This window comes from Pseudomonas sp. B21-031 (assembly GCF_024748985.1).
GTDB lineage: Bacteria > Pseudomonadota > Gammaproteobacteria > Pseudomonadales > Pseudomonadaceae > Aquipseudomonas > Aquipseudomonas kermanshahensis.
Map to the genome: position 1 here is coordinate 5,262,225 of NZ_CP087181.1, position 25,037 is coordinate 5,287,261.

Genomic DNA, 25,037 nt, shown 5'->3' on the forward strand with positions numbered 1-25,037 from the left:
GCCAGCGATCACCGGCGAAGCCGGTGCCATACACCCCAGCGCCTGCATCGCCGGCAAGCCGGCTCCCACCCGAACTATGTAGCCTGCAAGTCTAGCGCCGCACCTGTGGGAGCTGGCTTGCCAGCGATGAGGCCGGAACAAGCACCACAAGACAGTTGCTCCCACAGAGACTTGAGCAGGCTTCGAGGTTTCCCCGTTATCTCGGCAGTTTGGCTGGGACTTCGCGCCAACAGCCTTGGTCCAGGCCGTCCAGCGTCCAGTCGCCAATCCGCACCCGCACCAGGCGCAAGGTCGGCAACCCCACCGCCGCCGTCATCCGCCGCACCTGGCGGTTGCGCCCTTCGCGAATCACCAGCTCCAGCCAATGGGTCGGCACGCTCTTGCGAAAACGTACCGGTGGGTTGCGCGGCCACAGTTCAGGTTCCTCCAGGCGGCGGGCCTCGGCCGGCAAGGTTGGGCCGTCATTGAGCGTCACCCCCTCGCGCAGGCGTTGCAGCTGCTCGTCGCTCGGCTCACCTTCCACTTGTACCCAGTAGGTCTTGGCCAGCTTGTGCTTGGGGTCGGCGATGCGCGCCTGCAGGCCGCCATGGTTGGTCAGCAGTAGCAGGCCTTCACTGTCGCGGTCCAGGCGCCCGGCCGGGTAGACGCCCGGGATGTCGATGAAGTCCTTGAGGGTCGCGCGCCCTTCGCCATCGCTGAACTGGGTCAGCACGTCGAACGGTTTGTTGAACAGGATCAGGCGTGGCTCGGCCGGCGGCGCTTTGGGCTGGCGACGCGGGTCGGCAGGCCGCGCTTTGGGCTGGCGACGCGGGTCGGCAGGCCGCGCCTGAGGGCGGCGCGGCTTGTTACGGGGTGGCAGGGGCATGGATCCTCAGCGGAACGGCGGCTCATCGAAGCTGCGCAGTTTACGCGAGTGCAACGAATTGAGCTCGGTACGTAGCAGGTCGAGGGCGGCAATGCCGATCTTCAAATGCTGGCTGACCGCCCGGTTGTAGAACGCGTTGGCCGAGCCCGGCAGCTTGATCTCGCTGTGCAGCGGCTTGTCGGAGACACACAGCAACGTGCCGTACGGCACCCGCAAGCGGTAGCCTTGGGCGGCAATGGTGCCACTCTCCATGTCCACCGCCACCGCACGTGACAGGTTGATCAATGGCCGCTCCTGGGCCCAGCGCAGTTCCCAGTTACGGTCGTCATAGGTCAACACGGTGCCGGTGCGCAGACGCTTTTTCAGCTGTTCGCCGCGCTCGCCGGTCACCTGTGCTGCCGCCTCCTGCAAGGCCATCTGCACCTCGGCCAGGGCCGGGATCGGAATGTTTGGCGGCACCACACGGTCAAGAATGCCGTCGCGCCGCATGTACGCATGCGCCAGCACATAGTCACCGATGGTCTGCGACTGACGCAGGCCGCCGCAGTGGCCGATCATCAGCCAGCAGTGCGGGCGCAGCACGGCCAGGTGGTCGGTGATGTTCTTGGCATTGGAAGGGCCGACGCCGATGTTGACCAAGGTCACGCCGTCGCCATCGGCGGCGATCAGGTGGTAGGCCGGCATCTGGTAACGGTGCCAGACCACGCTGGCCACCAGGGCCTGGGTTTCGCCATGGTCCATACCCTTTTCGATCACCACGTTGCCCGGCAGCACCATGCGCACGAAACGCGGGTCGTCACGCAGTTGCTCAAGGCCATGGCTGATGAACTGGTCGACATAGCGGTGGTAGTTGGTCAGCAAAATCCACGGCTGTACATGCCGCCAATCACTGCCGGTGTAGTGCACCAGGCGACGCAGCGAGAAGTCGACACGCGCGGCATCGAACAGCGCCAGCGGCAGGGTTTCGGTGCTGTCCCAGTCGTACAGGCCATCGGCGATGTTGTCGGTGGCTGCCGACAAGTCAGTGCTGGGGAACACCCGCGCCAGCTGGGCGGCGGTGATGCCGCTGCCGGCCAGTTCGTCGCCCTGATCAACCACGTACGGGTACGGGATGTTCTGCTCGCTCACACCCACTTCCACTGTCACGGTGTAGTCGTGCATGAGCGGGCGCAGTTGCTCGAGCAGATAGCCACGGAACGCGGCTGGCTGGGTGACGGTGACGCTGTAGGTGCCGGCGACCTGGACCTTGGCGTAGGCACGCGTGGTGGCCGCGACCTCCCCCTGGCTGTAATAGGTCAGGCGCAGCGCGGGATAACGGAACAGCCCGCGCTCGTCGGCATCGGGCTCGGTTCGGTCCTTGAGGTAGCGCTTGAGGGCTTGGCTGAGGGCACCGGTGGCCTGTTCATGCAGGGCCGCCAGACGGTCGACGGCCTGTTCTGGGGTATCAACGACTACAAAAGCGTGGCTCACACTGTGCTTCCTGTCTGGACATGCATGTGGACCATCTTGCCTGCCTTCGTGGGTAAATACACCCCCATTGATCAGTCTTGCCAGACCGGCGTGGCCCTTGCCACCAGCGCCTGCACATCCACACCCCGCGGCAGCGCGCCATAGGCCCGACCCCCACCGGCAAGGCGGCTGCCGATGAACGCGTCGCTGACCACCGCATTACCCGCCTCCAGCAGCAGCTTGGCCTGCAGCGCCAGTGCAATGTCCTCGGTCAGCTGACGGGCGCGGTACTGGATGTCGGTGGTGTCGGCGAACGCCCCCTTGAGGTTGCCAATGTGCGCAGCCAGCCGTGGGTCGCCATGGCCATCACCCAGCTCGGCGAACAGCGCGTCCAGCACCCCCGGCTCCTTGGACAGCGCCCGCAACACATCCAGGCACTGCACATTGCCCGAGCCTTCCCAGGTCGAGTTGACCGGTGCTTCGCGGTACAACCGCGGCAGGATGCTGTCTTCGACGTACCCGGCCCCGCCCAGGCATTCGGCGGCCTCGTTGATCATTGCCGGGGCACGCTTGCAGATCCAGTACTTGCCCACCGCTGTGACCAGCCGGGCAAAATGCGCCTGCTGCGGGTCATCAAGCTGCTCCAGGGCCTGCCCCATGCGCAGGCTCAAGGCCAGCGCCGCCTCGCTCTCCAGCGCCAGGTCGGCCAGCACGTTTTGCATCAGCGGCTGCTCGTTCAATACCCGGCCGCCGACCTTGCGGAACGCGCAATGATGGGCGGCCTGGGTGAGGGCCTGGCGCATCAGGGCACTGGAGCCGACCATGCAGTCGAAACGGGTCATGGCGACCATCTCGATAATGGTCGGCACACCCCGCCCTTCTTCACCCACCATCCACGCCAGGGCGCCCCGAAACTCGACTTCACTGGACGCATTGGAGCTGTTGCCCAGCTTGTTTTTCAAGCGCTGGATATAGAACTGGTTGCGGTTGTCATCCGGGCGATGGCGGGGCAACAGGAAGCAGCTCAGGCCTTTTTCGGTCTGGGCCAGGGTAAGAAAGGCATCGCACATCGGCGCCGAGCAAAACCACTTGTGCCCGACCAGTTCATACGCCTGGCCTGGGCCCGGCGCACCGACCGGGTAGGCGCGCGTGGTGTTGGCACGCACGTCGGTGCCGCCCTGCTTCTCAGTCATGGCCATGCCCAGGGTAACCCCGGCCTTGTGCCGGTCCCCGACGTTGCGCGGGTCATATTCGCAGGCCAGGATTTTCGGCAGCCAGTACTCGGCCAGTTCGGGCTGAAGGCGCAGCGCCGGCACGGCGGCGAAGGTCATGGTCAGCGGGCAGCCAGTGCCAGCTTCGGCCTGGCTGTGCAGGTAGGTCATCGAAGCCCGCGCTACGTGGGCACCGGCGCGGGGTTCTGCCCATGGCAACGAGGGCAGTCCATGTTCGACCGCGGTGCGCATCAGCTCGTGATAGGCCGGGTGAAACTCGACCAGGTCTATACGGTGGCCATAACGGTCGTGGCTGCTGAATTCCGGCTTGTACGCGTTGGCCAAGAAGCCCGCAGCCATCAGCGGCCCACCGGCCAAGGCACCGTAGGCATCGATCCGCGACTCGGCCCAGCCAGCGCCAAAACGCCGCGACCACTCCTGCAAGGGTTGGTCAAGGCGGTACAGGTTGGCGCCGTCGAGGGACGGCGGCTGGTTGGTGACTTCGTGGGTTTCAGCGTACTGGTGCAGGTTCATTGGCAGCTCCTGGATCCGTGCAGGCCTGAAAGTCCCAGTGAAGCACTCCCTGGGGGTCAGTCAAAGTGACAAAAATGACTAATCGGGATGGCATTTGGCTGCGGCGGTGATTATCGGACGACATCCAAATCTGCATTTCGTGTAGGAGATTTCCTAAACCATTCTTCCAGTGAAATGGGCGGTTTCCAGAGTGCTAGGTTCCGGCTTCCACCCTTTTAGGAAGCGTCGAACCATGAGCCAGCGTATGAACATCCTTGGCAAAGGCCAGGGACTCGACGGCGACCAGACCACCACAGGCGCCCTCTGTATCGCCGGCCAGGCACGTGGGCGTGTACACGGGAGCGGCTGGCTGCTGGTGGGCGACAAAACAACACCCTGCCCACTCTGCGGTAACGAAGGGACCATCGTTGAAGGTGAACATCGATGGAAGCAGGACGGGATACCGACCGCCGTGGATGGCGCACTGGTCCAGTGCGGCTGCCCCATAGGCAGCAATCGATTGGTTGCGCGGGCACCCAATGGGCCGACCCCGCGCAGAGCGCCCGCACCTGCGACCATCTATGAGGCACAGCCACAGGCCCAAACGAGTAACCCGACGCGCAGTAGCTACCGACCTGAGGGGTTTCAGCCCTCGCCCGCTACGCAAGCCATGGAACCTGGCTTTTATATCCTCCCGCGCTGCATGACCTACCAGGAAGTCCTGGCAGAGCTCGGCGCGCCACAGGCCAACTTGCCGCGTTCAATCCTGGAACGGCTGAACCCGACGTATCAGAGTGGCTTCAAGGCAGGCGAAATCTTTGTCATCGGCGACGGCCAGAGGCGCCCGGTGTGCACCCGTGAAGAGCTACAGGTGATGAGTGCGGCGAAGCAGGCACGGGAAGCGTTGGCGAGCCTGACACCAGAAGAAGCCGATTTCATGATGCGTCATCAGGCCGAGATTGCCGGTCTGCTCAGTGATGTGAGCCTGGCGATGGGTGTGAGCGAGGCGATGGTTGCCAAGTCGATGGATGAACTCAGCACCATTTTGCAAAAAATCGAACATCTTCATAAAGACCAATTCTTCAAGCACGGGCATCTTCGGCACCCTGAGTTCTTTGCAGAACGTCAAAAGCTGTTCACGCAATTGAGTGCGAACTTGAAAGCGACCGTTCTGAACAAACGCCTCAACCTCGGAAACTATCAAAGTCTGCGGCGGGACTTGGGAATCTCGTCGAGAAGCTTGGTGCACCACTGGAGCAAGGCGGGAGGACCTACACATATCCCTGGCTACGCGACACATTTGGATAAGCTGGCCAAGATGGCCAAATATTTGAAAACAGGTGGACGTATAGGGATTACCATTGGTGGCATCGGCTCGGCAATTAAAGTCTCTGAAGTATGTAAAGAGGGAAACTCCAAAGCTTGCGAAAAAGTCAAAGTTACTGAGGCAAGTAATTTCTCTGGCGGCTTAGCTGGCGGCTGGGCGGCCGGCAAAATATCAGTCAGAGTCTCTGCGAATGTTTGCTGGAGATTCGGACCTGGGACTCTCGCATGTGGAGTAGTAATCACTGGCGCAGGTGCCTTGGCTGGCAGCGTCGCCGGCATGGAATATGGTGAAAAACTAGGCGAATTAGTCTTCGAGGTCTTTGCAGATGATTGAGCACCTTGACTTAAAACTAAGACTATTCTTGCTAGCAACACCTGCATGCCTAATTTTGATCGGCCTTGCTACTGATGTTCATATCGCCTGCTCTCGCCAATATAAAGAGATGACTTCGGCACTCCAACGGAGTGCGTGCCTTCCATTTGCGACCGGCATATGGGGGGAGAAAAAGATTGGCTCCAGAGTGCTAGTAATTTCTGTAATCGCTGGCGCCATCGGATCACCAAACTCAAGTATTCGCAGAGGGATTATGGATGAGCGAGACTACCTACAATTCCCTAAGAAGCTAAAAAGCAAAATACTTTTTTCATCATCATTGAACATCATCGGCATCATCTGGATAGCCGTAAATTTCCTCATCGAATAGCCTATCTGAGAGACCACCCCTTATGACCTCAGCCCAGAAGCACCATCCCGAATCGCCAACCACCTCACACCCACAAGAAACACAACTCTATATCATTTCCATTTCAAAACTCATAATCATGGCTTCTTTATCAATGGGCCTGTACCTTTACTACTGGTACTATCGACACTGGTTACTCATCAGAGGTCAGCATGGCCTCAGACTCATCCCGCTGCTTTGTACAATTTTCGGCGCTGTAACAATCTACTTCCTAATGAAAAAAATCGTCGCGCGCTGCACTCAAGCGAACCGGCCTGTAGAAGGTAGTGCGGTCGGTGTCACTCTGATGTTTTACGCACCCATCCTGATGATAGTGGGCTGGGAATTCTATATATCCGAAAAGTTATTCGATAGCCTGCCACTCTCAGCTTTCACCCTAATCCCGATTATGCTCACACTCCTCTACACCACCTTTTTCTCGGTGGCAATGGTACAGATACAGCAATCAGTCAATGTTTGTGAGGGTGATGCGTGTGGGTTTGAAAATTCAAAAATAACTTGGGCAAATGTTCTATGGCTGATTGTCTGCTGGATGCCCATTACCGCTCTTTTTGGCTATTTGTCGGCTTACGTACCATGAATGCAGTAACCCGCGCTGCCTAGCCTTGGCTGAGGCGTATCATCCAGCAACGCCTTGGCCATGGCTCCTGTGCAGATGCGTAGGAAGAGGCTGGAGTTGTTGTAGGTCGCGGGTGCAAGTCTTGAGAATGCATCAGGGCTGATAGGTGCTCGCCACAACACATTCAGCGCCTATGAGATCGAGCGCCGCCCGCGCGGCGCATCGCGAGCAACGCTCGCTCCTACGTTTGTTTCGGGCCAGTAACGCCTGTGGCAGGCGCGCGCGACCGCCTGGTGTGTACGACGCGATATAGAGCCATGCGCCAAGGCGTACGCGCGCAAAACCCACAGGAATAATTGGCCCGAAACAAACGTAGGAGCGAGCGTTGCTCGCGATGCGCCGCGCGGGCGGCGCTCGATTTCCCAGGCGCTATACCTCCCGTGGCGGGCGCCTGTCAGCCCCAAACGCGTCCTGCCCGCTATCGATACACCTAGAAGGAGCGACGCGTCTGCTGAGAGTGCGGAGGCAACTGCACCTGCGATATCGCGACTTTCATCGTCAACTCGAACCGGCTCCCCAACCCGCGCGTAGATTCATGCGACAGCGTGGCCCCCAGCAACTCGCCCATCTGCCTGCAAATCGACAAGCCGATGCCCAGCCCGCCATAACGCCGGGTCATAGAACCATCAACCTGGAAAAAACGCTGATAAAGCGTGGCCTGGTCGAGATCATCAAAGCCGATGCCACTGTCACTGACCGTGAAGGTAAGCGCCAGGTTGTCCGGCCCCAAACGCTGACCGCGCACCTGCAGCATGACCCCGCCCTGATCGGTGAACTTCAGGCCGTTGTCCAGCAGGCAACCCAGGCAACGGGCCAGTTTTTGCGCATCGGACAGCAGCGCGTCTGGCAGATCGGCAGGTATGTCCAGGCTCAGGTACAACCCTTTGCCCAGCGCCTGGCCAGCGTGTGCGGCTCGCAAGCCTTGCAGCATGTTACGCAGGCTGAAGGGCGCGGCCTGCACACGCAAGCGGCCGCCCTGCAGCTCGGAGAGGGTGAGGATGTCGTCGACCATGTCCATCATGCTCTGCGCCGACGTGACCGCTGTGCGATGGTACTGGGCCATTTCGGCCTCCATCGGCAGGGTGTGCATCAATTCAAGCGAGCCGATCACACCATTCATCGGGGTGCGCAGTTCATGGGTGACCGTGGCCAGGAACTCGTCCTTCAAGCGGTTGCTCCTGGCCAGTTGCAGGTTCAACTGCTCCAGGGTTCGACCGGTTTCACGCAGGGTCTGCGCCTGTTGCTCGCGCAGGCTGTTGATACGGTCGGCCAGCGCCAGCGACAGCAGCGCCACCTCCAGCGCCGAGCCCAACTGGCTGGCATACATCGTGATAAACACGTTCGGCAAGTAACCCAACACCATCAAGGTGTTGACCAGCCCGCCCAGCAAAAACGCCGACCAGGCGATGATGAACCAGCGCGCCACCCGCAAACCGCGCGACCAGGCATACACGCCAGCGGCAAAGATGCTGACGGTGAACAGCAACGCCAGCACGGTGGCCATGCGCAGGGCGATGCCATACGGCATGCTCACGGCCAGTACCATCACCAGCCCACCGCCCAGCATCAGCAGTTGCAACAACCGGTCGAAGCCACGGCTGATCTTGCCCAATTGCAGAAAATGCCGGGCGAACTGGCAGCCGAACAAACCGGCAGCGCCAATGAACAAGGGCGTCGAGGCATTCGCCCACCAGGGGCTGTCCGGCCAGAAGTAGGCGACCCCCGCACCGTTCACCGAAACCTGATAAAGACCGAACGAGGCGATGTAGAGGATGTAGTAGAGGTAGCTGACATCCCGCACGCTGAGGTAGATGAACAGGTTGTACACCAGCATCACCAGCAACACGCCGTAGATCATGCCCAATACGTACAGGCGCGTGGGCTGGTCCTCCATGTAGGCCTCGGCCGACCATAGCGCCAGCGGCGCCTGCACCGAACCCTGGCTGTGCAAGCGCAAGTAGACGGTGGTCGCCTGGCCTGGGGGCAGCGGCAACTCGAACAGGTAGTTGTTCTGCCGGATCTGCCGGCTGGCGTAGGGCAAGGCGTCGCCCGTGCGCTGGGCCAGGCGGTAAGTACCGGTGCTGTCGGGCAGGTACAACTCGAGGTGATCCAGGGGTGGGTAGGCCAGTTCCAGCAGCCATTGGCGGGGGGTGGCAGTGGCCGACGGCAGGTAACGCAGGTCGATCTTCAACCAGAACACCGACGTGGAATAACCAGCGTTCAACACAGGCTCGTGATGGGCCCGAAAGTGGTTGGCGAACGTGGGCTCACTGACTTGGGCAATGCTGGTACTGCCATCAGGGTCTTCGAAGACCTGAAGGGTTTCGCCCAGCGGAAGATGGCGGGTAGCGTCGTCGAAGTCGACCGCAACGGCCAGCACGGGCAACAAGCCCAGAAGCACAATCAGCAAATAGCGCATACAGCCCCAGCATGGCCTGTCCGGTCGCGTCGCGGTTGCCTCCCATCCGTTTGAGACGACGTAATCCGGCAGAACCCGTTTGTCGAGTTATCCGAGCACTCTAGCATAGCTTTCCTACCTGGCAATCGGCCATCCCGAATTACGGCCAAAAGGCTCTAAATCAATACTTTCAGCAGAACAACACACCTGAATCTGACCAGTCGATCAGCAAAACTCGTTTGTAGGACGATCCCCACAAATGGGTTTGGTGGTAAGCTCGCCGCCCATGAATACCTACAGCTCCCGCCCCGTTGTCCTCTGTCTCTCCGGCCACGACCCCAGTGGCGGCGCCGGCTTGCAGGCAGATATCGAAGCCCTGATCGCCCAAGGCTGTCACGCCGCACCCGCGGTGACCGCCCTGACCGTCCAGGATACCGTCAATGTTTCCGACTTCCGCGTGCTCGACCGCGAGTGGGTGCTGGCCCAGGCCAACGCCGTGCTGGCTGACTCCACGGTAGCGGCCGTCAAGCTGGGCATGCTCGGTTCGATCGACATGGTCGACACCGTCGCCGAACTGCTTGCCGCCCACCCGCACCTGCCGCTGGTCTGCGACCCGGTCCTGCGTGCCGGTGGCGGTGGCCGCCTGGGCAAGGACGAAGTGGGTTACGCCGTGCGCGAACGCCTGCTGCCGCTGGCGACCATCGCCACGCCGAACCTGCCGGAAGCGCGCATTCTCGCCGAGCTGCCTGAAGGCACTGCCGACGAGTGTGCCGAGAAACTGTTGCCGTTCTGTAGACACCTGTTGATTACCGGGGGTCACGGCGACGAAGACGAAATCCACAACCGCCTGTACAGCCGCGATGGCCAACGCCTGACCTGGACCTGCCAACGCCTGCCGGGCAGCTACCACGGTTCCGGCTGCACCCTGGCCAGCGCCCTGGCCGGTCGACTGGCCCTGGGCGAAGCACTGCAAAGCGCTGTGCGCAGTGCCCTGGAATACACCTGGCGCACCCTGCGTGACGCCGAGCAACTGGGCAAGGGCCAGTACGTGCCGCGCCGCCTGCCCCTGGATTTCTGCTCCTGATACGAGGCTTTCAGATGAAGCTACGCGGTCTGTACGCAATCACCGACAGCCAGCTGCTCGCCGGCCGTTTTCTGTCCCATGTCGAAGCGGCCCTGGACGGCGGGGTGCGACTGTTGCAGTACCGCGACAAGAGTGACGACGCCGCGCGTCGCCTGCGCGAAGCCGAAGCCTTGAAGCAACTGTGCGAGCGCTACGACACCCAGCTGATCATCAACGACGACGCCGAACTGGCCGCACGCCTGGGTGTCGGCGTGCACCTGGGCCAGACCGACGGCCCGCTGACCCCGGCCCGTGCGCTGCTGGGCCGCGACGCCATCATCGGCTCGACCTGCCACGCGCAGCTCGACCTGGCCCGCCAGGCCGCCAGCGAAGGCGCCAGCTACGTGGCCTTCGGTCGCTTTTTCAACTCCGTGACCAAGCCGGGCGCACCGGCCGCCAGCCTCGACCTGCTGGAACAGGCCCGCGCCCAGGTCAAGCTGCCGATCGCCGTGATCGGCGGCGTCACCCTCGACAACGCTGCCCCGTTGGTCGCCCATGGCGCCGACCTGCTGGCGGTGATCCACGGCCTGTTTGGTACCGATAGCGCGCAGGAAGTCACCCGCCGCGCCCGTGCCTTCAACGCCCTGTTCGCTTCCTGATTTCGAGAGAAGATCCCATGTCCCGTTCCGAAACCCTGTTCGCCCAAGCCCAGAAGCACATCCCGGGCGGCGTCAACTCGCCTGTCCGCGCGTTCAAGAGCGTTGGCGGCACGCCGTTGTTCTTCAAGCACGCCGAAGGCGCCTACGTCGTTGACGAAGACGACAAGCGCTACGTCGACTACGTGGGTTCCTGGGGCCCGATGATCCTCGGCCACGGCCACCCTGAAGTGCTCGATGCGGTGCGCAACCAGCTGCAACACGGCCTGTCCTACGGCGCCCCTACCGCCATGGAAACCGAGATGGCCGACCTGGTCTGCTCGCTCGTGCCGTCGATGGAAATGGTCCGCATGGTCAGCTCCGGCACCGAAGCCACCATGAGCGCCATCCGCCTGGCCCGTGGCTACACCGGCCGCGACGCCATCATCAAGTTTGAAGGCTGCTACCACGGCCACTCCGACAGCCTGCTGGTAAAAGCCGGCTCGGGCCTGCTGACCCAAGGCGTGCCAAGCTCGGCGGGCGTGCCGGCGGACTTCGCCAAACACACCCTGACCCTGCCGTTCAACGACATTGCCGCGGTCGAAAAAACCCTGGCTGACGTCGGCCAGACCGTGGCGTGCATCATTGTCGAGCCGGTCGCCGGCAACATGAACTGCGTACCGCCAGCCCCGGGCTTCCTCGAAGGCCTGCGCGAGCAGTGCGACAAGCACGGCGTGGTGTTGATCTTCGACGAAGTGATGACCGGCTTCCGCGTCTCCCTGGGCGGCGCTCAAGGCTACTATGGCATCACCCCTGACCTGTCGACCTTCGGCAAGATCGTCGGCGGCGGCATGCCGGTCGGCTGCTTCGGCGGCAAGCGCGAGATCATGGGCTGCATCGCCCCGCTGGGCCCGGTCTACCAGGCCGGTACCCTGTCGGGCAACCCGCTGGCCATGGCCGCCGGCCTGACCACGCTGAAACTGATCAGCCGCCCAGGCTTCCACGCCGAACTGACCGATTTCACCAGCCGCATGCTTGATGGCCTGCAACAGCGTGCCGATGCTGCTGGCGTACCGTTCGTCACCACGCAGGCGGGTGCCATGTTCGGCCTGTACTTCAGCGGCGCCGATGACATCGTCACCTTCGACGACGTGATGGCCAGCGATGCGGATCGCTTCAAGCGCTTCTTCCACCTGATGCTCGACGGTGGCGTGTACCTGGCGCCGAGTGCGTTCGAGGCGGGCTTCACCTCCATCGCCCATGGCGACAAGGAGCTGCAGATCACCCTGGATGCCGCTGAAAAGGCCTTTGCTGCACTGAAGTAAACCGCCACATTTGCCCCTGTAGGAGCGCCCTTGCAGCCCTTTCGCGAAGTAAGGCCGCTCCTACACAATCAGCTGACTTCCCCAACCCGACAGAATTTCGCGTAAAACTTTGTAAGGTTGGCGCTGCTTATCCCATAATGTGCCACCAGAGACATTGGCCGCAGCTTTGCAGAGGTAAGTCGATCCCCATGAACCGCACCGGCCGCGCCCTGACCCTGGGCTGCCTGTTGCTTCTACAGCCCCTGCTGGCCCTGGCGGAGGGTGGTAACTCATTGCTGATTCCAGCGACGAGCCGCTGCACCCTGAATGTTCAGCCAGAAGACCTCGCCAATGCCCTCAAGGCCTGCGAGCAGACGGCGACGACGGGGGATGCCCAGGCGCAGTTCGAACTGGGCGAGTACTACTACACCCAGACGCCCAAAGACCTGAACAAGGCCCTGAACTGGTTTCAGCAGGCCTCGTTGCAAGGCCACGCCCAGGCCCAATACCGGCTTGGCGCCATGTTCTTCCGCGGCGAAGGGGTCAAAGCCAATAACGTGCAGGCCTACATTCTGCTGAAGATGGCGGCGGTCAACGGCGCCGAAGACGCGCTGGACATGGCCGACGAAGTGACCGAGCAGATGCCCCGCGACGAGCTGGAACACGCGACCCAGGTGCTCGGCCAGATCTTCCGCAAGTACCTGCTTGAACTGCAGAACGCCGAAGGGCGCTCGCCGTTCTCGCCACTTCCCTGAAACGCCCTACTTCTCTGGCATCGGCATGGGGAACGGCATCACATTGCCGCCGCCCTTGGCCTCGCTGATCTTCGCCGTGCCCAAGCGCTCGACCTCGTCGATGCGCACGATCGAATGCATCGGCACGAAGCTGCGGATCACGCCCTCGAACTGGCTCTTGAGCTTCTCTTCGCTGGGGTCGACCACCACCTGGGTGCGCTCGCCGAAGACGAACTCCTCGATTTCCAGGAAGCCCCACAGGTCGCTCTGGTAGATCTGCTTGGCATACATCTCGAAGACCTGCCCCTGGTTGAGGAAGATCACTTTATAGATGGCGGGTTCGCGTTTGCTCATGGTTGGCGGGATAACACATGCGTAAGAAAAGGTGCGCATCATAGCAGTGCCGGCCTATTCGCGGGTAAACCCGCTCCCACAGGCTCTCCACCGCCCTTGAAACCTGTGCAGTACCTGTGGGAGCGGGTTCACCCGCGAATAGGCCAGAACAGGCCCTACATACCGTTGAACGTTTCAGTGCTTTCGCCACTGCCATTCAAGGGTTATTCTTGAGCTCACACCCATTGCCGTCGGGCGGCTAAAAACGACCTTGAACGCACCCATAGAACCTCATCGTTTCATCCTCGAACCTTTCGAGGCCCACCGTTTCGCCAACTTGTGCGGCCAGTTCGACGAGCACTTGCGCCTCATCGAGCAACGCCTGGCCATCGAGATCCGCAACCGCGGCAATCAGTTCGAACTGATCGGCGAACCCAAGACCACCTCCGCTGCCGAGCAACTGCTGCGCCGCCTCTACCGAGAGGCCAAGGCCACCGACTTGTCGCCAGAAACGGTCCACCTGTACCTGCAGGAATCGACCGTCGAGAACATCGACAACCCGGCGGTCAACGAGGTCAGCGTCTCGTTGCGCACGCGCAAGGGCAACATTCGCCCGCGCGGCGCCAATCAGCAGCGGTACGTCAAGGAAATCCTGGCCAACGACATCAACTTCGGCATCGGCCCGGCCGGTACCGGCAAGACGTACCTGGCCGTGGCCTGTGCCGTGGATGCCTTGGAGCGCGAGCAAGTGCGCCGCATCCTGCTGGTACGCCCGGCAGTCGAAGCGGGCGAAAAGCTCGGTTTCCTGCCCGGTGACCTGGCACAGAAGATCGACCCGTACCTGCGCCCGCTGTACGACGCCCTGTACGAAATGCTCGGCTTCGAACACGTGGCCAAGCTGATCGAACGCCAGGTGATCGAGATCGCCCCGCTGGCCTATATGCGTGGCCGTACCCTGAACAACAGCTTCATCATCCTCGACGAAAGCCAAAACACCACGCTCGAGCAGATGAAAATGTTCCTCACCCGCATCGGCTTCGGCTCGACGGCGGTGATCACCGGTGACATCACCCAGGTCGACCTGCCCCGTGGCACGAAGTCGGGCCTGGCGCACGTGATCGAGGTGCTCCGGGACGTTCCGGGTATCAGCTTTACCCATTTCCAACCCAAAGATGTGGTTCGTCACCCACTGGTGCAACGCATCGTCGAGGCCTACGACCGCTTCGAAGGCCGTCAGGCCAAGCCAGAGGCACCCGGCAAAGATGCTTGAACTTGACCTGCAACGGGCCACGGACGCCACCGCCCCTGACGATGCTGCCTTCCGCCGCTGGTGCGAGCTGGCCCTGCGCCAGCGCAGCGCCGACTCGGAGATGACCATCCGCCTGGTCGACGAAGCCGAAGGCCGCGAGCTGAACCACACCTACCGGCACAAGGACTACGCGACCAATGTGCTGTCGTTCCCGGCCGACGTGCCTGATGACCTGCTCGATATCCCCTTGCTGGGCGACCTGGTGATCTGCGTGGCGGTGGTCGAGCGCGAAGCCGCCGAACAGGGCAAAACCCTGGAGGCCCACTGGGCGCACCTGGTCATCCACGGCTGCCTGCACCTGCTCGGCTACGACCACATCGATGATGAGGAAGCCGAGGAAATGGAAGCGTTGGAACGAGAATTGCTGGCAGAACTGGGTCACCCTGATCCGTATGCCGACGATGAAGACGAAACCATCACACACTGATACTGCAAGGATCACGAGAACCGCCATGAGCGAAGATCGATCGAGCAACGGGCAAAAGTCCTGGCTGGGTAAACTGACCCAGGCTTTTGCCCATGAGCCGAAAAACCGCCAGGAGCTCCTTGAGCTGCTGCGCGAAGCCCATCAGAACAAGCTGCTCGACAGCGAAGCGCTGACCATCGTTGAAGGCGCCATCCAGGTTGCTGACCTGCAGGTGCGCGACATCATGGTACCGCGCTCGCAAATGATCAGCATCAAGGCCAGCCAGTCGCCTCGCGAGTTCTTGCCGGCGGTGATCGACGCCGCGCACTCGCGTTACCCGGTGATCGGCGAAAGCCACGATGATGTGCTGGGCATCCTGCTCGCCAAGGACCTGCTGCCGCTGATCCTCAAAGAGAACGGCGACAGCTTCAACATCAAGGACCTGCTGCGCCCGGCCACCTTCGTGCCGGAGTCCAAGCGCCTGAACGTGCTGCTGCGCGAGTTCCGCGCCAACCATAACCACATGGCCGTCGTCATCGACGAATACGGCGGTGTGGCAGGCCTGGTGACCATCGAGGATGTGCTCGAACAGATCGTTGGTGACATCGAAGACGAACACGACGTCGAGGAAGACAGCTACATCAAGCCGCTGCCCAGCGGCGACTTCCTGGTCAAGGCGCTGACCCCGATCGAGAACTTCAACGAGTTCTTCGACAGCACCTTCTCCGATGACGAATTCGACACCGTGGGCGGCCTGGTGATGAGCGCGTTCGGGCACCTGCCCAAGCGCAACGAAACCACCGAGATCGGTGCCTACAAGTTCCGCATTCTCAATGCCGACAGCCGGCGGATTCACCTGCTGCGCCTGACACCGATCACCCGCTAAGGACAATCATGCGTTGGATCACCCGCCCCGGCTGGCCCGGTAACCTGCTGGCCATGGCGGCCGGCGCTTCCACCCTCCTGGCCCTGGCGCCGTTCAACATCTGGCCACTGGCCCTGTTGTCCATCGCCCTGCTTTACCTTGGCCTGCGCGAGCTCAGCCCGCGCCAGGCCATGGGCCGCGGCTGGTGTTTCGGCTTTGGCCTGTACGGCGCCGGCACCTGGTGGATCTACGTCAGCATGAACACCTACGGCGGCGCTTCGCCGCTGCTGGCGATCCTGCTGCTGCTGGCGTTCTTCGCCGCCCTTGCCTGGTTCTTCGCCCTGCCCACGTGGCTGTGGGCGCGCTGGCTGCGGCGCAACGAGGCGCCGCTGGCCGATGCCTTGTGCTTCGCTGCCCTGTGGCTGTTGCAAGAGGCCTTCCGGGGCTGGTTCTTGACCGGCTTCCCCTGGCTTTATGCGGGCTACAGCCAGCTCGATGGCCCCTTGGCGGGCTTGGCGCCGCTAGGCGGCGTGTGGCTGATTTCCTTCACCCTGGCGCTTAGCGCTGCCTTGCTGTGCAACCTGCATCGGCTACGCGCCCGGCCCTCGTTCCTGGCCGTCGCCGGCGTGCTGCTGCTCGCCCCGTGGGTACTGGGCATGGCCCTCAAGGGGCACGCCTGGACCAAGCCTGCGGGTGATCCACTCAAGGTGGCCGCCATCCAAGGCAACGTCGAGCAGGAGGTGAAATGGGACCCCGCGCACATCGACGCGCAGCTGGCGCTGTACCGCGACATGACCTTCACCTCGAAGCCCGTAGACCTGCTGATCTGGCCCGAAACCGCGGTGCCGGTGCTCAAGGACCAGGCCCAGGGCTACATCGACGTGATGGGCCGCTTTGCCGCCGAGCGGCATTCGGCGTTGATCACCGGCGTCCCCGTACGTGAGGTGGTGCACCACCAGCGCCGCTATTACAACGGCATCACCGTGACCGGCGAAGGCGACGGCACCTACCTCAAGCAGAAACTGGTGCCGTTTGGCGAGTACGTGCCGCTGCAGGACATGCTGCGTGGCGCGATCGAGTTCTTCAACCTGCCCATGTCGGACTTTGCCCGGGGCCCCGAAGACCAGCCGCTGTTGCAGGCCAAGGGTTACCAGATCGCGCCGTACATCTGCTACGAAGTGGTCTATCCCGAGTTCGCGGCGAGCCTGGCGGCGCGCAGCGACCTGCTGCTGACCATCAGCAACGACACCTGGTTCGGCACCTCCATCGGCCCCCTGCAACACCTGCAGATGGCGCAGATGCGGGCACTGGAAGCTGGCCGCTGGATGATCCGCGCCACCAACAACGGCATAACCGCGCTGATCGACCCGTTCGGGCGTATTACCACGCAAATTCCGCAGTTCCAGCAGGCGGTGCTGTATGGCGAGGTGGTGCCGATGCAGCAATTGACGCCTTACCTGCAGTGGCGCTCGTGGCCGCTGGCGATCCTCTGTGTGCTGTTGCTGGGCTGGGCGTTGCTGGCCGGGCGCATCGCCAAGACCGTTTGAGTTCTCCTGCACCGGCCTCTTCGCGGGTAAACCCGCTCCCACAGGATCTCCACTGGCCTCGACGACAGTGGAGACCCTGTGGGAGCGGGCTTGCCCCGCGAAGAGGCCGGCACAGGCAACCTAGATTCAATAGAACACCCGATACCCCACCAACCCCACCGCCTCATTCAGCAACTGCCCGCTCTGCCACATCGCCCGGCTCTCTGGCAGCAACCCGGCAAACGGCCGGGCATGATCACGCCCCAGGAACCCCATCGGCGCTGGCACCACCTCGAACCCCGCCTGCTCAAAGCTGAAACGCGAACGCTGCATGTGCCAGGCCTGGGTCACCACCACCACGCGACGAATACCCAGCGGCTGCAGAATATCCGCCGTGAACCGCGCATTTTCCCAGGTGGTACGGCTGCCCTCCTCTTGCCACTTCACCTCGACGCCAAAGTCTTCACGCAAGCGATCGGCCATCAACCGCGCCTCGCTCGGCGGCGTGCCGTAGTGCAAGCCACCGCTGGTCAGCACCGGCAACCCCGAAGCCTTGGCCAGCCGCGCAGCAAAGCGCATGCGCTCAAGGGCCGTTGCCGTAGGCTGGTCATCCCCACCCCAGGCCGGGTCGCCGCGCTCACGCCCGGCACCTAGCACGACGATGGCATCCGCCCTCCCGGCAAGGCCCGCCCACTCGCTGACCTGCAAAGGCGGTTCGGTTTCCAGCAACCGTGCCGACTCCTGCACCACCAGGGGCAAACTCATCAGCCACAGGCCACCCAGCCCCACTGCAAAGCACAGCGCCGCCAGCCGCGGGCGGCGGGTACGCAGCCACCAGGCGGCCAGCAGCAACAGCAACAGGACGCCCGGCGGCATCAGCCATTGTTTGATGAAGAATCGAATGGGCATCGGCTACACCTCCATGGAAGGCGTGCAGCCTAAGAGGATCGACGCCGGGCAACAAGTGTGCGGCCGGCGACGATCGTGAGAAGTGTATTGAAGAACCGGCGCGCGATGGCCTGCGCCTGGCGTCCTGAACGGCTAACGATGCGGCAGCGTCCTGGATCTCGCCGTGCTGGCGGGGCGTTTCTTGTCCTTGAGCCAGATGATCTTGGCCGATGTCGGCTCCGCTTGCGGGTAACTGCCGGCACAGGCATTTTGGCGCTCCGGAAGGGATTCCAGGTAGGCCTTGATCACTTCGAACTCTGCGTGGCTAAGGCCGCGCAACTCCAGCTCGGCTGGACTCTCGTCGCGCAATCGTACCGACGTCCGGGCAACTTCCAATGCCAGGCCAAGGCGGTCGATCAGGCGTTCGTAAAGCTCCGGTTTGATTGCGGGTAGCTGCGTCTCTCCCATCCGTTCACCTCATTGAAGATAAAAATATCTCCCCCCACACCTGAGCTTAGCGTCACTCTAAAAAGCAGCCGTTTGCCGCGACCAGCGGGCATTCGCAATCAAGGTTTCCCACGATGCGCAGCGCTGCTGTATGCTACGGCGTTCACTCTAAACGACACCGGAGTACCGGTTGCAGCGAGGTTCCGCTGCCTGGAACAAGGTCTCTTCTCTCTCAGCCAAAAGTAGCCATGCACGAACAATACACGCCCCGTGATATCGAAGCCGCCGCCCAGAACTTCTGGGACGAGCAACAATCGTTCGCTGTTACCGAACAGCCAGGCAAAGACACCTACTATTGCCTATCGATGTTCCCGTACCCGAGCGGCAAGCTACACATGGGCCACGTGCGCAACTACACCATCGGTGACGTGATTGCCCGCTACCAGCGCATGCTGGGCAAAAACGTCCTGCAGCCGATGGGCTGGGACGCCTTCGGTATGCCCGCAGAAAACGCGGCGATGAAAAACAACGTCGCCCCGGCCAAGTGGACGTACGAAAACATCGACTACATGAAGACCCAGCTCAAGAGCCTGGGCCTGGCCATCGACTGGGCACGTGAAGTCACCACCTGCAAGCCGGACTACTACCGCTGGGAACAGTGGCTGTTCACCCGCCTGTTCGAAAAGGGCGTCATCTACCGTAAGAACGGTACCGTGAACTGGGACCCGGCCGACCAGACCGTACTCGCCAACGAGCAGGTCATCGACGGCCGCGGCTGGCGTTCGGGCGCGCTGATCGAAAAGCGCGAAATCCCGATGTACTACTTCCGCATCACCGACTACGCCGACGAGCTGCTCGAGAGCCTCGACGAGCTGCCGGGCTGGCCTGAACAGGTCAAGACCATGCAGCGTAACTGGATCGGCAAGTCGCGCGGCATGGAAGTCCAGTTCCCGTTCGACCAGGCCAGCATTGGCCACGAAGGCGCCCTGAAGGTCTTCACCACCCGTCCTGACACGCTGATGGGCGCCACCTACGTCGCCGTCGCCGCCGAACACCCGCTGGCCACCCAGGCTGCCCAAGGCAACCCGGCGCTGCAGGCGTTCATCGACGAGTGCAAGAGCGGCAGCGTCGCCGAGGCCGACATGGCCACCCAGGAGAAGAAGGGCATGCCCACTTCCCTGCTGGTCGAACACCCGCTGACCGGCGAGAAGCTGCCGGTCTGGGTCGCCAACTACGTGCTGATGCACTACGGTGATGGCGCCGTGATGGCCGTGCCGGCCCACGACGAGCGCGACTTCGAATTCGCCCACAAGTACAACCTGCCGGTCAAAGCCGTGGTGCGCACCAGCGCTGGCGATGAAGTCGGCAACGAGTGGCAGGCTGCCTACGGCGAGCATGGCCAACTGATCAACTCCGGCGAGTTTGACGGCCTGGACTTCGCCGGCGCCTTCGACGCCATCGAAGCCGCCCTGATCCGCAAGGAACTCGGCAAGTCGCGCACCCAGTTCCGCCTGCGCGACTGGGGCATCAGCCGTCAGCGTTACTGGGGCTGCCCGATCCCGATTATCCACTGCCCGTCCTGCGGCGACGTGCCGGTGCCGGAAGACCAGCTGCCGGTCACCCTGCCCGAAAACGTGGTACCGGACGGCGCCGGCTCGCCGCTGGCACGCATGCCCGAGTTCTACGAATGCACCTGCCCGAAATGCGGCACGGCGGCCAAGCGCGAAACCGACACCATGGACACCTTCGTCGAGTCGTCCTGGTACTTCGCCCGCTACGCCTCGCCAAACTACGACCAAGGCCTGGTCGACCCTAAAGCCGCCAACCACTGGCTGCCGGTCGACCAGTACATCGGCGGTATCGAGCACGCGATCCTGCACCTGCTGTACGCGCGCTTCTTCCACAAGCTGATGCGTGACGAAGGCCTGGTCACCTCGAACGAGCCGTTCAAGAACCTGCTGACGCAGGGCATGGTGGTCGCCGAGACCTACTACCGCGTTGCCAGCAACGGCGGCAAGGACTGGTTCAACCCGGCCGACGTCGAGATCGAACGTGACGCCAAGGCCAAGATCATTGGCGCCCGCCTGAAGACCGACGGCCTGCCGGTGGAAATCGGCGGCACCGAGAAGATGTCGAAGTCGAAGAACAACGGCGTCGACCCGCAATCGATGATCGAAGCCTACGGCGCCGATACCTGCCGCCTGTTCATGATGTTCGCATCGCCGCCCGACATGAGCCTGGAGTGGTCCGATTCCGGCGTCGAAGGCGCAAGCCGCTTCCTGCGTCGTGTCTGGCGCCTGGCCCAAGGCCACGTCAGCCAGGGCCTGCCGGGCAAGCTGGACGTCGCCACGCTGGACGACGCGCAAAAGGTCATCCGCCGCGCCATCCACGCCGCGATCAAGCAGGCCAGCACCGACGTGGGCCAGTACCACAAGTTCAACACCGCCATCGCCCAGGTGATGACCGTGATGAACGTCCTGGAAAAGGCCCCGCAAGCCACCGAACAGGACCGTGCCCTGCTGCAGGAAGGCCTTGAAGCCGTCACCCTGCTGCTGGCGCCGATCACCCCGCACATCTCCCACGAACTGTGGAAGGCGCTGGGCCACGACCAGGCGGTCATCGATGCTGGCTGGCCAGCCGTCGACGAGAGCGCACTGGTACAGGACAGCATCGTCCTGGTGGTGCAGGTCAACGGCAAGCTGCGTGGCCAGGTCGAAATGCCGGCCGCCGCCAGCCGCGAAGAAATCGAAGCCGCCGCCCGCAGCAACGAGAATGTCCTGCGCTTCATCGATGGCCTGACCATTCGCAAGGTCATCGTGGTACCGGGCAAGCTGGTCAACATCGTCGCCAATTGATGGCACGCCCGCCCGCAGGTTCTGCGGGCGGGCGGTACAGGCCCAAGAGGGAGCAACAACATGATCAAACGCAATCTGCTGGTAATCGGCCTGGCCGTCGTGCTCAGCGCCTGCGGTTTCCAGCTGCGTGGCACCGGCACCACCGAGCTGAGCGTCAAAGAGATGGACGTCAGCGCGCGCAATGCCTATGGCGAAACCGTGACCCAGCTGCGTCAGGTTCTGGAGCGTAACGGCGTCAACCTGCACGCGGGCGCGCCTTACCGCCTGGTGCTGACCAACGAGCAGGAAAACGAACGCGCCGCGACCTACACCGGTGGCAGCCGCTCGGCCGAGTACGAGCTGACCACGGTACTGAACTACAGCATCCAGGGCCTGAACAACCTGGAACTGCTCAGCGACAAACTGGAAGTGCGCAAGGTCTACGTGCGTGACGGTTCCAACATCACCGGCTCCGAGCAGGAAGCCAAACGGGCACGTGAAGAAATGCGCCGCGACCTGGTCAACGCCATGGTCGTACGCCTGCAGATGCTGACCCCGACGCAACTCGACGAACTGCAGCGTAAAGCCGACGAACGCGCCCAGGCTGAAGCCGCCGCGCTGGAAGCCGCTCGCCGTCAGCAGGCGGAAACGCCTCAGCAGTCGCCACTGGAAGTTCCGGGCAACTAAGCCCGTGCGGGGCACCTTAGGTGCCCCGCCTGTTTCCGATGAAACTCGCCCCCGCCCAACTCAACAAGCACCTGCAAGGCGCCCTGGCACCGGTTTACGTGGTCAGCGGCGACGATCCATTGCTGTGCCAGGAAGCCGCTGACGCCATCCGCAGCGTCGCACGCCAACAAGGCTTCGACGAACGCCAGGTGTTCAGCGCCGACGCCAATTTCGACTGGGGCACCTTGCTCCAGGCGGGCGCCAGCCTGTCCCTGTTCGCCCAGCGCCGCCTGCTGGAACTGCGCTTGCCCTCCGGCAAGCCCGGTGACAAGGGTGCTGCCGCCTTGATGGAATACTGCGCCAGGCCGGCCGAAGACACGCTGCTGCTGATCAGCCTGCCCAAGCTCGACGGCAGCGCGCAGAAGACCAAGTGGGGCAAGGCCCTGATCGAAGGCGCCCATTGCCAGTTCATCCAGATCTGGCCGGTGGATGCGCACCAGTTGCCGCAGTGGATCAACCAGCGGCTGTCGCAGGCAGGCCTTTCGGCTCAACGCGATGCCGTGGACCTGATCGCCGCCCGGGTCGAAGGCAACCTGCTGGCTGCCGCCCAGGAAATCGAAAAACTCAAGCTGCTGGCCGACGGTAACCAGATCACCGTCGAGACCGTACAGGCGGCGGTCGCCGACAGCGCCCGCTTCGATGTCTTCGGCCTGGTCGATGCCATTCTCAATGGCGAAGCCGCGCACGCCCTGCGCATGCTTGAAGGCCTGCGCGGCGAAGGCGTGGAGCCGCCGGTGATTCTGTGGGCATTGGCGCGCGAACTGCGCCAACTGGCAGGGCTGGCCCAGCAGTTCAGCCAGGGTGTACCGCTGGACAAGGCCTTCAGCCAAGCGCGGCCACCGGTGTGGGATAAACGCCGCCCACTGGTCAGCAAAGCCCTGCAGCGCCTCTCGGCGCAACGCTGGGCCCAGCTGTTGCAGGATGCTCAGCGGATCGATGCGCAGATCAAGGGGCAGGCCGAGGGTTCGCCCTGGACTGGGCTGGCACGGCTGTCGCTGCTGATGGCCGGGCAGCGGCTAGCGCTGCCTTCCGAGTAATAGTCAAAGCCGCTATCGCCGGCAAGCCGGCTCCCACAGGTAAATCACAGGCCTTGAAGGCGGTGCCGTACCTGTGGGAGCCGGCTTGCCGGCGATAGGGCCTTCGAATCATATACACAATCAATTGGCCCTCACCCATCGACAGGCCTACAGTGCGCCCCGAAAGCCACCCACCGGGAATCCGCACCATGAGCAAAAAACCGAAGAAGCACGGGCCCAACAAGGCCAAGTCGATCGTCGCCCAGCCACTGTTCCGCTGCCGCCAGGAACAACCGGACAAGGGCAAAGGCAGCTACCGCCGCGAAGCCTTCCAATCGAGAGATTGGGAGGCTTCTTACTTTTTGGCGGCATGAAAGCATCGAAAGCGCAGGCATGGTATGGTCGTCACCTGACCTGAAATTCTGGATCTGTGCATGCTCCTCAGCCTTCTCCCCCGTTGGAAATCCCGCCAGCTGATCGCGGCCTCCAGCTTCATCCTGCTCGTCGCCTGCGCGGAAAAACCCACCGCCGCCGATGCCTTGCCGCTGGCACCTGCCCAGCCCGCCCCGGTGGTGAACGTGCCTGGTGCAACACCCGACACCAGCGCTACTGAGATCCAGCCCCTGCAAACCTTCGCGCAATGGCAGGCCGGCTTCCGCCAACAAGCCTTGCAGGCTGGCATTTCGCCAAACACTTTCGACCGTGCATTCCTCGGTGTCACCCCCGACATGGATGTGATCAAGGCCGACCGCAGCCAGCCAGAATTCACCCGACCGGTGTGGGAATACCTGGAAGGCGCACTGTCGCCACTGCGCGTGCGCAACGGCAAGAAGCTGATGGAGCAGAATGCAGAACTGTTGAACCGCATCGAACAGCGCTATGGCGTGGACCGCCAAGTGCTGGTTTCGGTCTGGGGCATGGAGAGCAACTTCGGCCAGTTCCAGGGCAGCAAGTCGGTCATTCGCTCACTGGCGACCCTGGCCTACGAAGGCCGCCGCCCCCAATTCGCTCAAGACCAGCTGATCGCCGCCCTGCAAATCCTGCAGAACGGTGATATCCAGCCAGAGGCCATGCGTGGCTCGTGGGCTGGCGCCATGGGCCAGACCCAGTTCATCCCGACCACTTACAACACCCATGCAGTGGATTTCGACGGTGATGGCCGCCGGGATATCTGGAACAGCACCCCCGATGCTCTGGCCTCCACAGCGCACTACCTGCAGAGCTCTGGCTGGAAACGCGGCCAGCCTTGGGGCTTTGAAGTGCAAGTACCGGCCGGGTTCGACTTCTGGCTGGCCGACGGGTCGCTGCGCAAGCCGGTGAGCGAGTGGCTGCAACTGGGCGTGAAGCTGCCAGCCGGTACTCAGCTGCCCGCCAACAGCAATCAGCTGTCTGCCGCCCTGCTGCTGCCTGCAGGTGCGCGCGGCCCGGCGTTCCTGGTGCTGGACAACTTCCGCGCCATCCTCAAGTACAACAACTCGTCGTCCTATGCACTGGCCGTAAGCCTGCTGGGTGACCGGTTCTCGGGCTGGGGCTTCATTGCCGGCAGTTGGCCGAAAGAGGACCTGCCTTTGAGCCGCAGCGAGCGCATGGAGCTGCAACACCTGCTCAATGCCAGCGGGCATGACGCGGGCAATGCCGATGGCATCATTGGCGCCAACACCCGCAAGGCCATTCGCAATGCCCAGCAGGGGTTGGGATGGCCCGCGGATGGGTATCCAACCCATAAGCTGCTCGAGAGCCTGCGCCAGCAGTAATACCCTTGCGGCCATTCGCAGGTGAACCCGCTCCTGTAGGAGCTGGCTTGCCTGCGATGGGCCGCAAAGCGGC

General features: G+C 62.6%; 23 protein-coding genes. 16 read left to right on the top strand and 7 right to left on the bottom strand.

Annotated elements, in window-relative coordinates:
- Positions 1 to 196: 196 nt before the first annotated feature.
- The 3 genes from LOY53_RS23520 to LOY53_RS23530 all read right to left on the bottom strand — a co-directional run bounded on the left by LOY53_RS23520 (position 197) and on the right by LOY53_RS23530 (position 4,059).
- Positions 197 to 865 carry a pseudouridine synthase gene (locus tag LOY53_RS23520; RefSeq protein WP_258703346.1) on the bottom strand — a complete coding sequence of 223 codons (669 nt, stop codon included), beginning with the start codon at positions 863 to 865 and terminating at the stop codon, positions 197 to 199.
- A 6-nt stretch (positions 866 to 871) separates the two neighbouring features.
- Positions 872 to 2,335, bottom strand: coding sequence for an AMP nucleosidase (gene amn / locus LOY53_RS23525; RefSeq protein WP_027592636.1), 1,464 nt, complete (start codon positions 2,333 to 2,335; stop codon positions 872 to 874).
- A gap of 71 nt (positions 2,336 to 2,406) precedes the next feature.
- Positions 2,407 to 4,059: an acyl-CoA dehydrogenase family protein gene (locus LOY53_RS23530; protein WP_252825936.1), complete on the bottom strand. Its 1,653-nt coding sequence runs from the start codon at positions 4,057 to 4,059 to the stop codon at positions 2,407 to 2,409.
- Between the two features lie 232 nt (positions 4,060 to 4,291).
- On the opposite strand from LOY53_RS23530, the gene LOY53_RS23535 reads away from it, so the two are divergent.
- Genes LOY53_RS23535 through LOY53_RS23545 form a run of 3 tightly spaced genes read left to right on the top strand, consistent with a single transcriptional unit; the run spans position 4,292 to position 6,687 of the window.
- Positions 4,292 to 5,698, top strand: coding sequence for a PAAR domain-containing protein (locus tag LOY53_RS23535; RefSeq protein WP_258703347.1), 1,407 nt, complete (start codon positions 4,292 to 4,294; stop codon positions 5,696 to 5,698).
- The gene (locus LOY53_RS23540; RefSeq protein WP_252825945.1) at positions 5,691 to 6,068 is read left to right on the top strand and encodes a hypothetical protein; all 378 of its coding nucleotides are present in this window, start codon (positions 5,691 to 5,693) and stop codon (positions 6,066 to 6,068) included. Before LOY53_RS23535 ends, LOY53_RS23540 begins: the two co-directional genes overlap by 8 nt.
- A 22-nt stretch (positions 6,069 to 6,090) precedes the next feature.
- Positions 6,091 to 6,687 (top strand): hypothetical protein, encoded by a 597-nt coding sequence (locus LOY53_RS23545; RefSeq protein ID WP_258703348.1) that lies wholly within the window; start codon positions 6,091 to 6,093, stop codon positions 6,685 to 6,687.
- 469 nt (positions 6,688 to 7,156) lie between these two features.
- On the opposite strand, the gene LOY53_RS23550 is transcribed toward LOY53_RS23545, so the two are convergent.
- The gene (locus LOY53_RS23550) at positions 7,157 to 9,145 is read right to left on the bottom strand and encodes a hybrid sensor histidine kinase/response regulator (RefSeq protein WP_027592632.1); all 1,989 of its coding nucleotides are present in this window, start codon (positions 9,143 to 9,145) and stop codon (positions 7,157 to 7,159) included.
- Positions 9,146 to 9,410: 265 nt separating this feature from the next.
- Between LOY53_RS23550 and LOY53_RS23555 the strand changes: the two genes are divergently transcribed.
- The 4 genes from LOY53_RS23555 (at position 9,411) to LOY53_RS23570 (ending at position 12,881) form a co-directional block, all read left to right on the top strand.
- On the top strand, positions 9,411 to 10,208 hold the full coding sequence (locus LOY53_RS23555; protein WP_258703349.1) for a hydroxymethylpyrimidine/phosphomethylpyrimidine kinase: 798 nt from the start codon (positions 9,411 to 9,413) through the stop codon (positions 10,206 to 10,208).
- A gap of 14 nt (positions 10,209 to 10,222) precedes the next feature.
- Complete coding sequence (gene thiE, locus LOY53_RS23560; protein ID WP_099455386.1) at positions 10,223 to 10,846, top strand: thiamine phosphate synthase; 624 nt, start codon at positions 10,223 to 10,225, stop codon at positions 10,844 to 10,846.
- Between the two features lie 17 nt (positions 10,847 to 10,863).
- Positions 10,864 to 12,147: a glutamate-1-semialdehyde 2,1-aminomutase gene (hemL, locus tag LOY53_RS23565; RefSeq protein WP_085272346.1), complete on the top strand. Its 1,284-nt coding sequence runs from the start codon at positions 10,864 to 10,866 to the stop codon at positions 12,145 to 12,147.
- Between the two features lie 188 nt (positions 12,148 to 12,335).
- Positions 12,336 to 12,881 carry a tetratricopeptide repeat protein gene (locus tag LOY53_RS23570; protein WP_027592628.1) on the top strand — a complete coding sequence of 182 codons (546 nt, stop codon included), beginning with the start codon at positions 12,336 to 12,338 and terminating at the stop codon, positions 12,879 to 12,881.
- Positions 12,882 to 12,887: 6 nt separating this feature from the next.
- Here LOY53_RS23570 and LOY53_RS23575 read toward each other — a convergent pair whose 3' ends face one another.
- Positions 12,888 to 13,214 carry a DUF1820 family protein gene (locus LOY53_RS23575; protein ID WP_027592627.1) on the bottom strand — a complete coding sequence of 109 codons (327 nt, stop codon included), beginning with the start codon at positions 13,212 to 13,214 and terminating at the stop codon, positions 12,888 to 12,890.
- 250 nt (positions 13,215 to 13,464) lie between these two features.
- Here LOY53_RS23575 and LOY53_RS23580 point away from each other — a divergent pair, with 250 nt between their 5' ends.
- From LOY53_RS23580 to lnt, 4 genes are read left to right on the top strand one after another with little or no spacing between them, the layout of a single operon-like run.
- Positions 13,465 to 14,463 carry a PhoH family protein gene (locus tag LOY53_RS23580; RefSeq protein ID WP_258703350.1) on the top strand — a complete coding sequence of 333 codons (999 nt, stop codon included), beginning with the start codon at positions 13,465 to 13,467 and terminating at the stop codon, positions 14,461 to 14,463.
- On the top strand, positions 14,456 to 14,929 hold the full coding sequence (gene ybeY / locus LOY53_RS23585) for an rRNA maturation RNase YbeY (RefSeq protein WP_258703351.1): 474 nt from the start codon (positions 14,456 to 14,458) through the stop codon (positions 14,927 to 14,929). The genes LOY53_RS23580 and ybeY overlap by 8 nt, the downstream gene beginning before the upstream one ends.
- A gap of 25 nt (positions 14,930 to 14,954) precedes the next feature.
- Positions 14,955 to 15,794 carry an HlyC/CorC family transporter gene (locus LOY53_RS23590; RefSeq protein ID WP_027592624.1) on the top strand — a complete coding sequence of 280 codons (840 nt, stop codon included), beginning with the start codon at positions 14,955 to 14,957 and terminating at the stop codon, positions 15,792 to 15,794.
- Between the two features lie 8 nt (positions 15,795 to 15,802).
- The gene (gene lnt, locus LOY53_RS23595; RefSeq protein ID WP_252825948.1) at positions 15,803 to 17,320 is read left to right on the top strand and encodes an apolipoprotein N-acyltransferase; all 1,518 of its coding nucleotides are present in this window, start codon (positions 15,803 to 15,805) and stop codon (positions 17,318 to 17,320) included.
- A gap of 126 nt (positions 17,321 to 17,446) precedes the next feature.
- Here lnt and LOY53_RS23600 read toward each other — a convergent pair whose 3' ends face one another.
- Together LOY53_RS23600 and LOY53_RS23605 are read right to left on the bottom strand one after the other, a co-directional pair.
- Entirely contained in the window at positions 17,447 to 18,208 is a 762-nt protein-coding gene (locus tag LOY53_RS23600; protein WP_258703352.1) for a YdcF family protein, read from the bottom strand.
- Positions 18,209 to 18,340: 132 nt separating this feature from the next.
- The gene (locus LOY53_RS23605; RefSeq protein WP_027592621.1) at positions 18,341 to 18,655 is read right to left on the bottom strand and encodes a hypothetical protein; all 315 of its coding nucleotides are present in this window, start codon (positions 18,653 to 18,655) and stop codon (positions 18,341 to 18,343) included.
- A gap of 227 nt (positions 18,656 to 18,882) precedes the next feature.
- Here LOY53_RS23605 and leuS point away from each other — a divergent pair, with 227 nt between their 5' ends.
- From leuS to LOY53_RS23630, 5 genes are all read left to right on the top strand, one after another.
- A complete protein-coding gene (leuS, locus tag LOY53_RS23610) occupies positions 18,883 to 21,489 on the top strand; it encodes a leucine--tRNA ligase (protein WP_027592620.1) in 2,607 nt (868 codons plus the stop codon).
- Between the two features lie 60 nt (positions 21,490 to 21,549).
- The gene (lptE, locus tag LOY53_RS23615) at positions 21,550 to 22,155 is read left to right on the top strand and encodes an LPS assembly lipoprotein LptE (protein WP_252825951.1); all 606 of its coding nucleotides are present in this window, start codon (positions 21,550 to 21,552) and stop codon (positions 22,153 to 22,155) included.
- Between the two features lie 38 nt (positions 22,156 to 22,193).
- Positions 22,194 to 23,231 (top strand): DNA polymerase III subunit delta, encoded by a 1,038-nt coding sequence (gene holA / locus LOY53_RS23620; protein ID WP_258703353.1) that lies wholly within the window; start codon positions 22,194 to 22,196, stop codon positions 23,229 to 23,231.
- A 188-nt stretch (positions 23,232 to 23,419) separates the two neighbouring features.
- Positions 23,420 to 23,584, top strand: coding sequence for an alternative ribosome rescue factor ArfA (gene arfA, locus LOY53_RS23625; RefSeq protein WP_016501800.1), 165 nt, complete (start codon positions 23,420 to 23,422; stop codon positions 23,582 to 23,584).
- Positions 23,585 to 23,644: 60 nt separating this feature from the next.
- Complete coding sequence (locus LOY53_RS23630) at positions 23,645 to 24,964, top strand: lytic murein transglycosylase (RefSeq protein WP_258703354.1); 1,320 nt, start codon at positions 23,645 to 23,647, stop codon at positions 24,962 to 24,964.
- Positions 24,965 to 25,037: the final 73 nt, after the last annotated feature.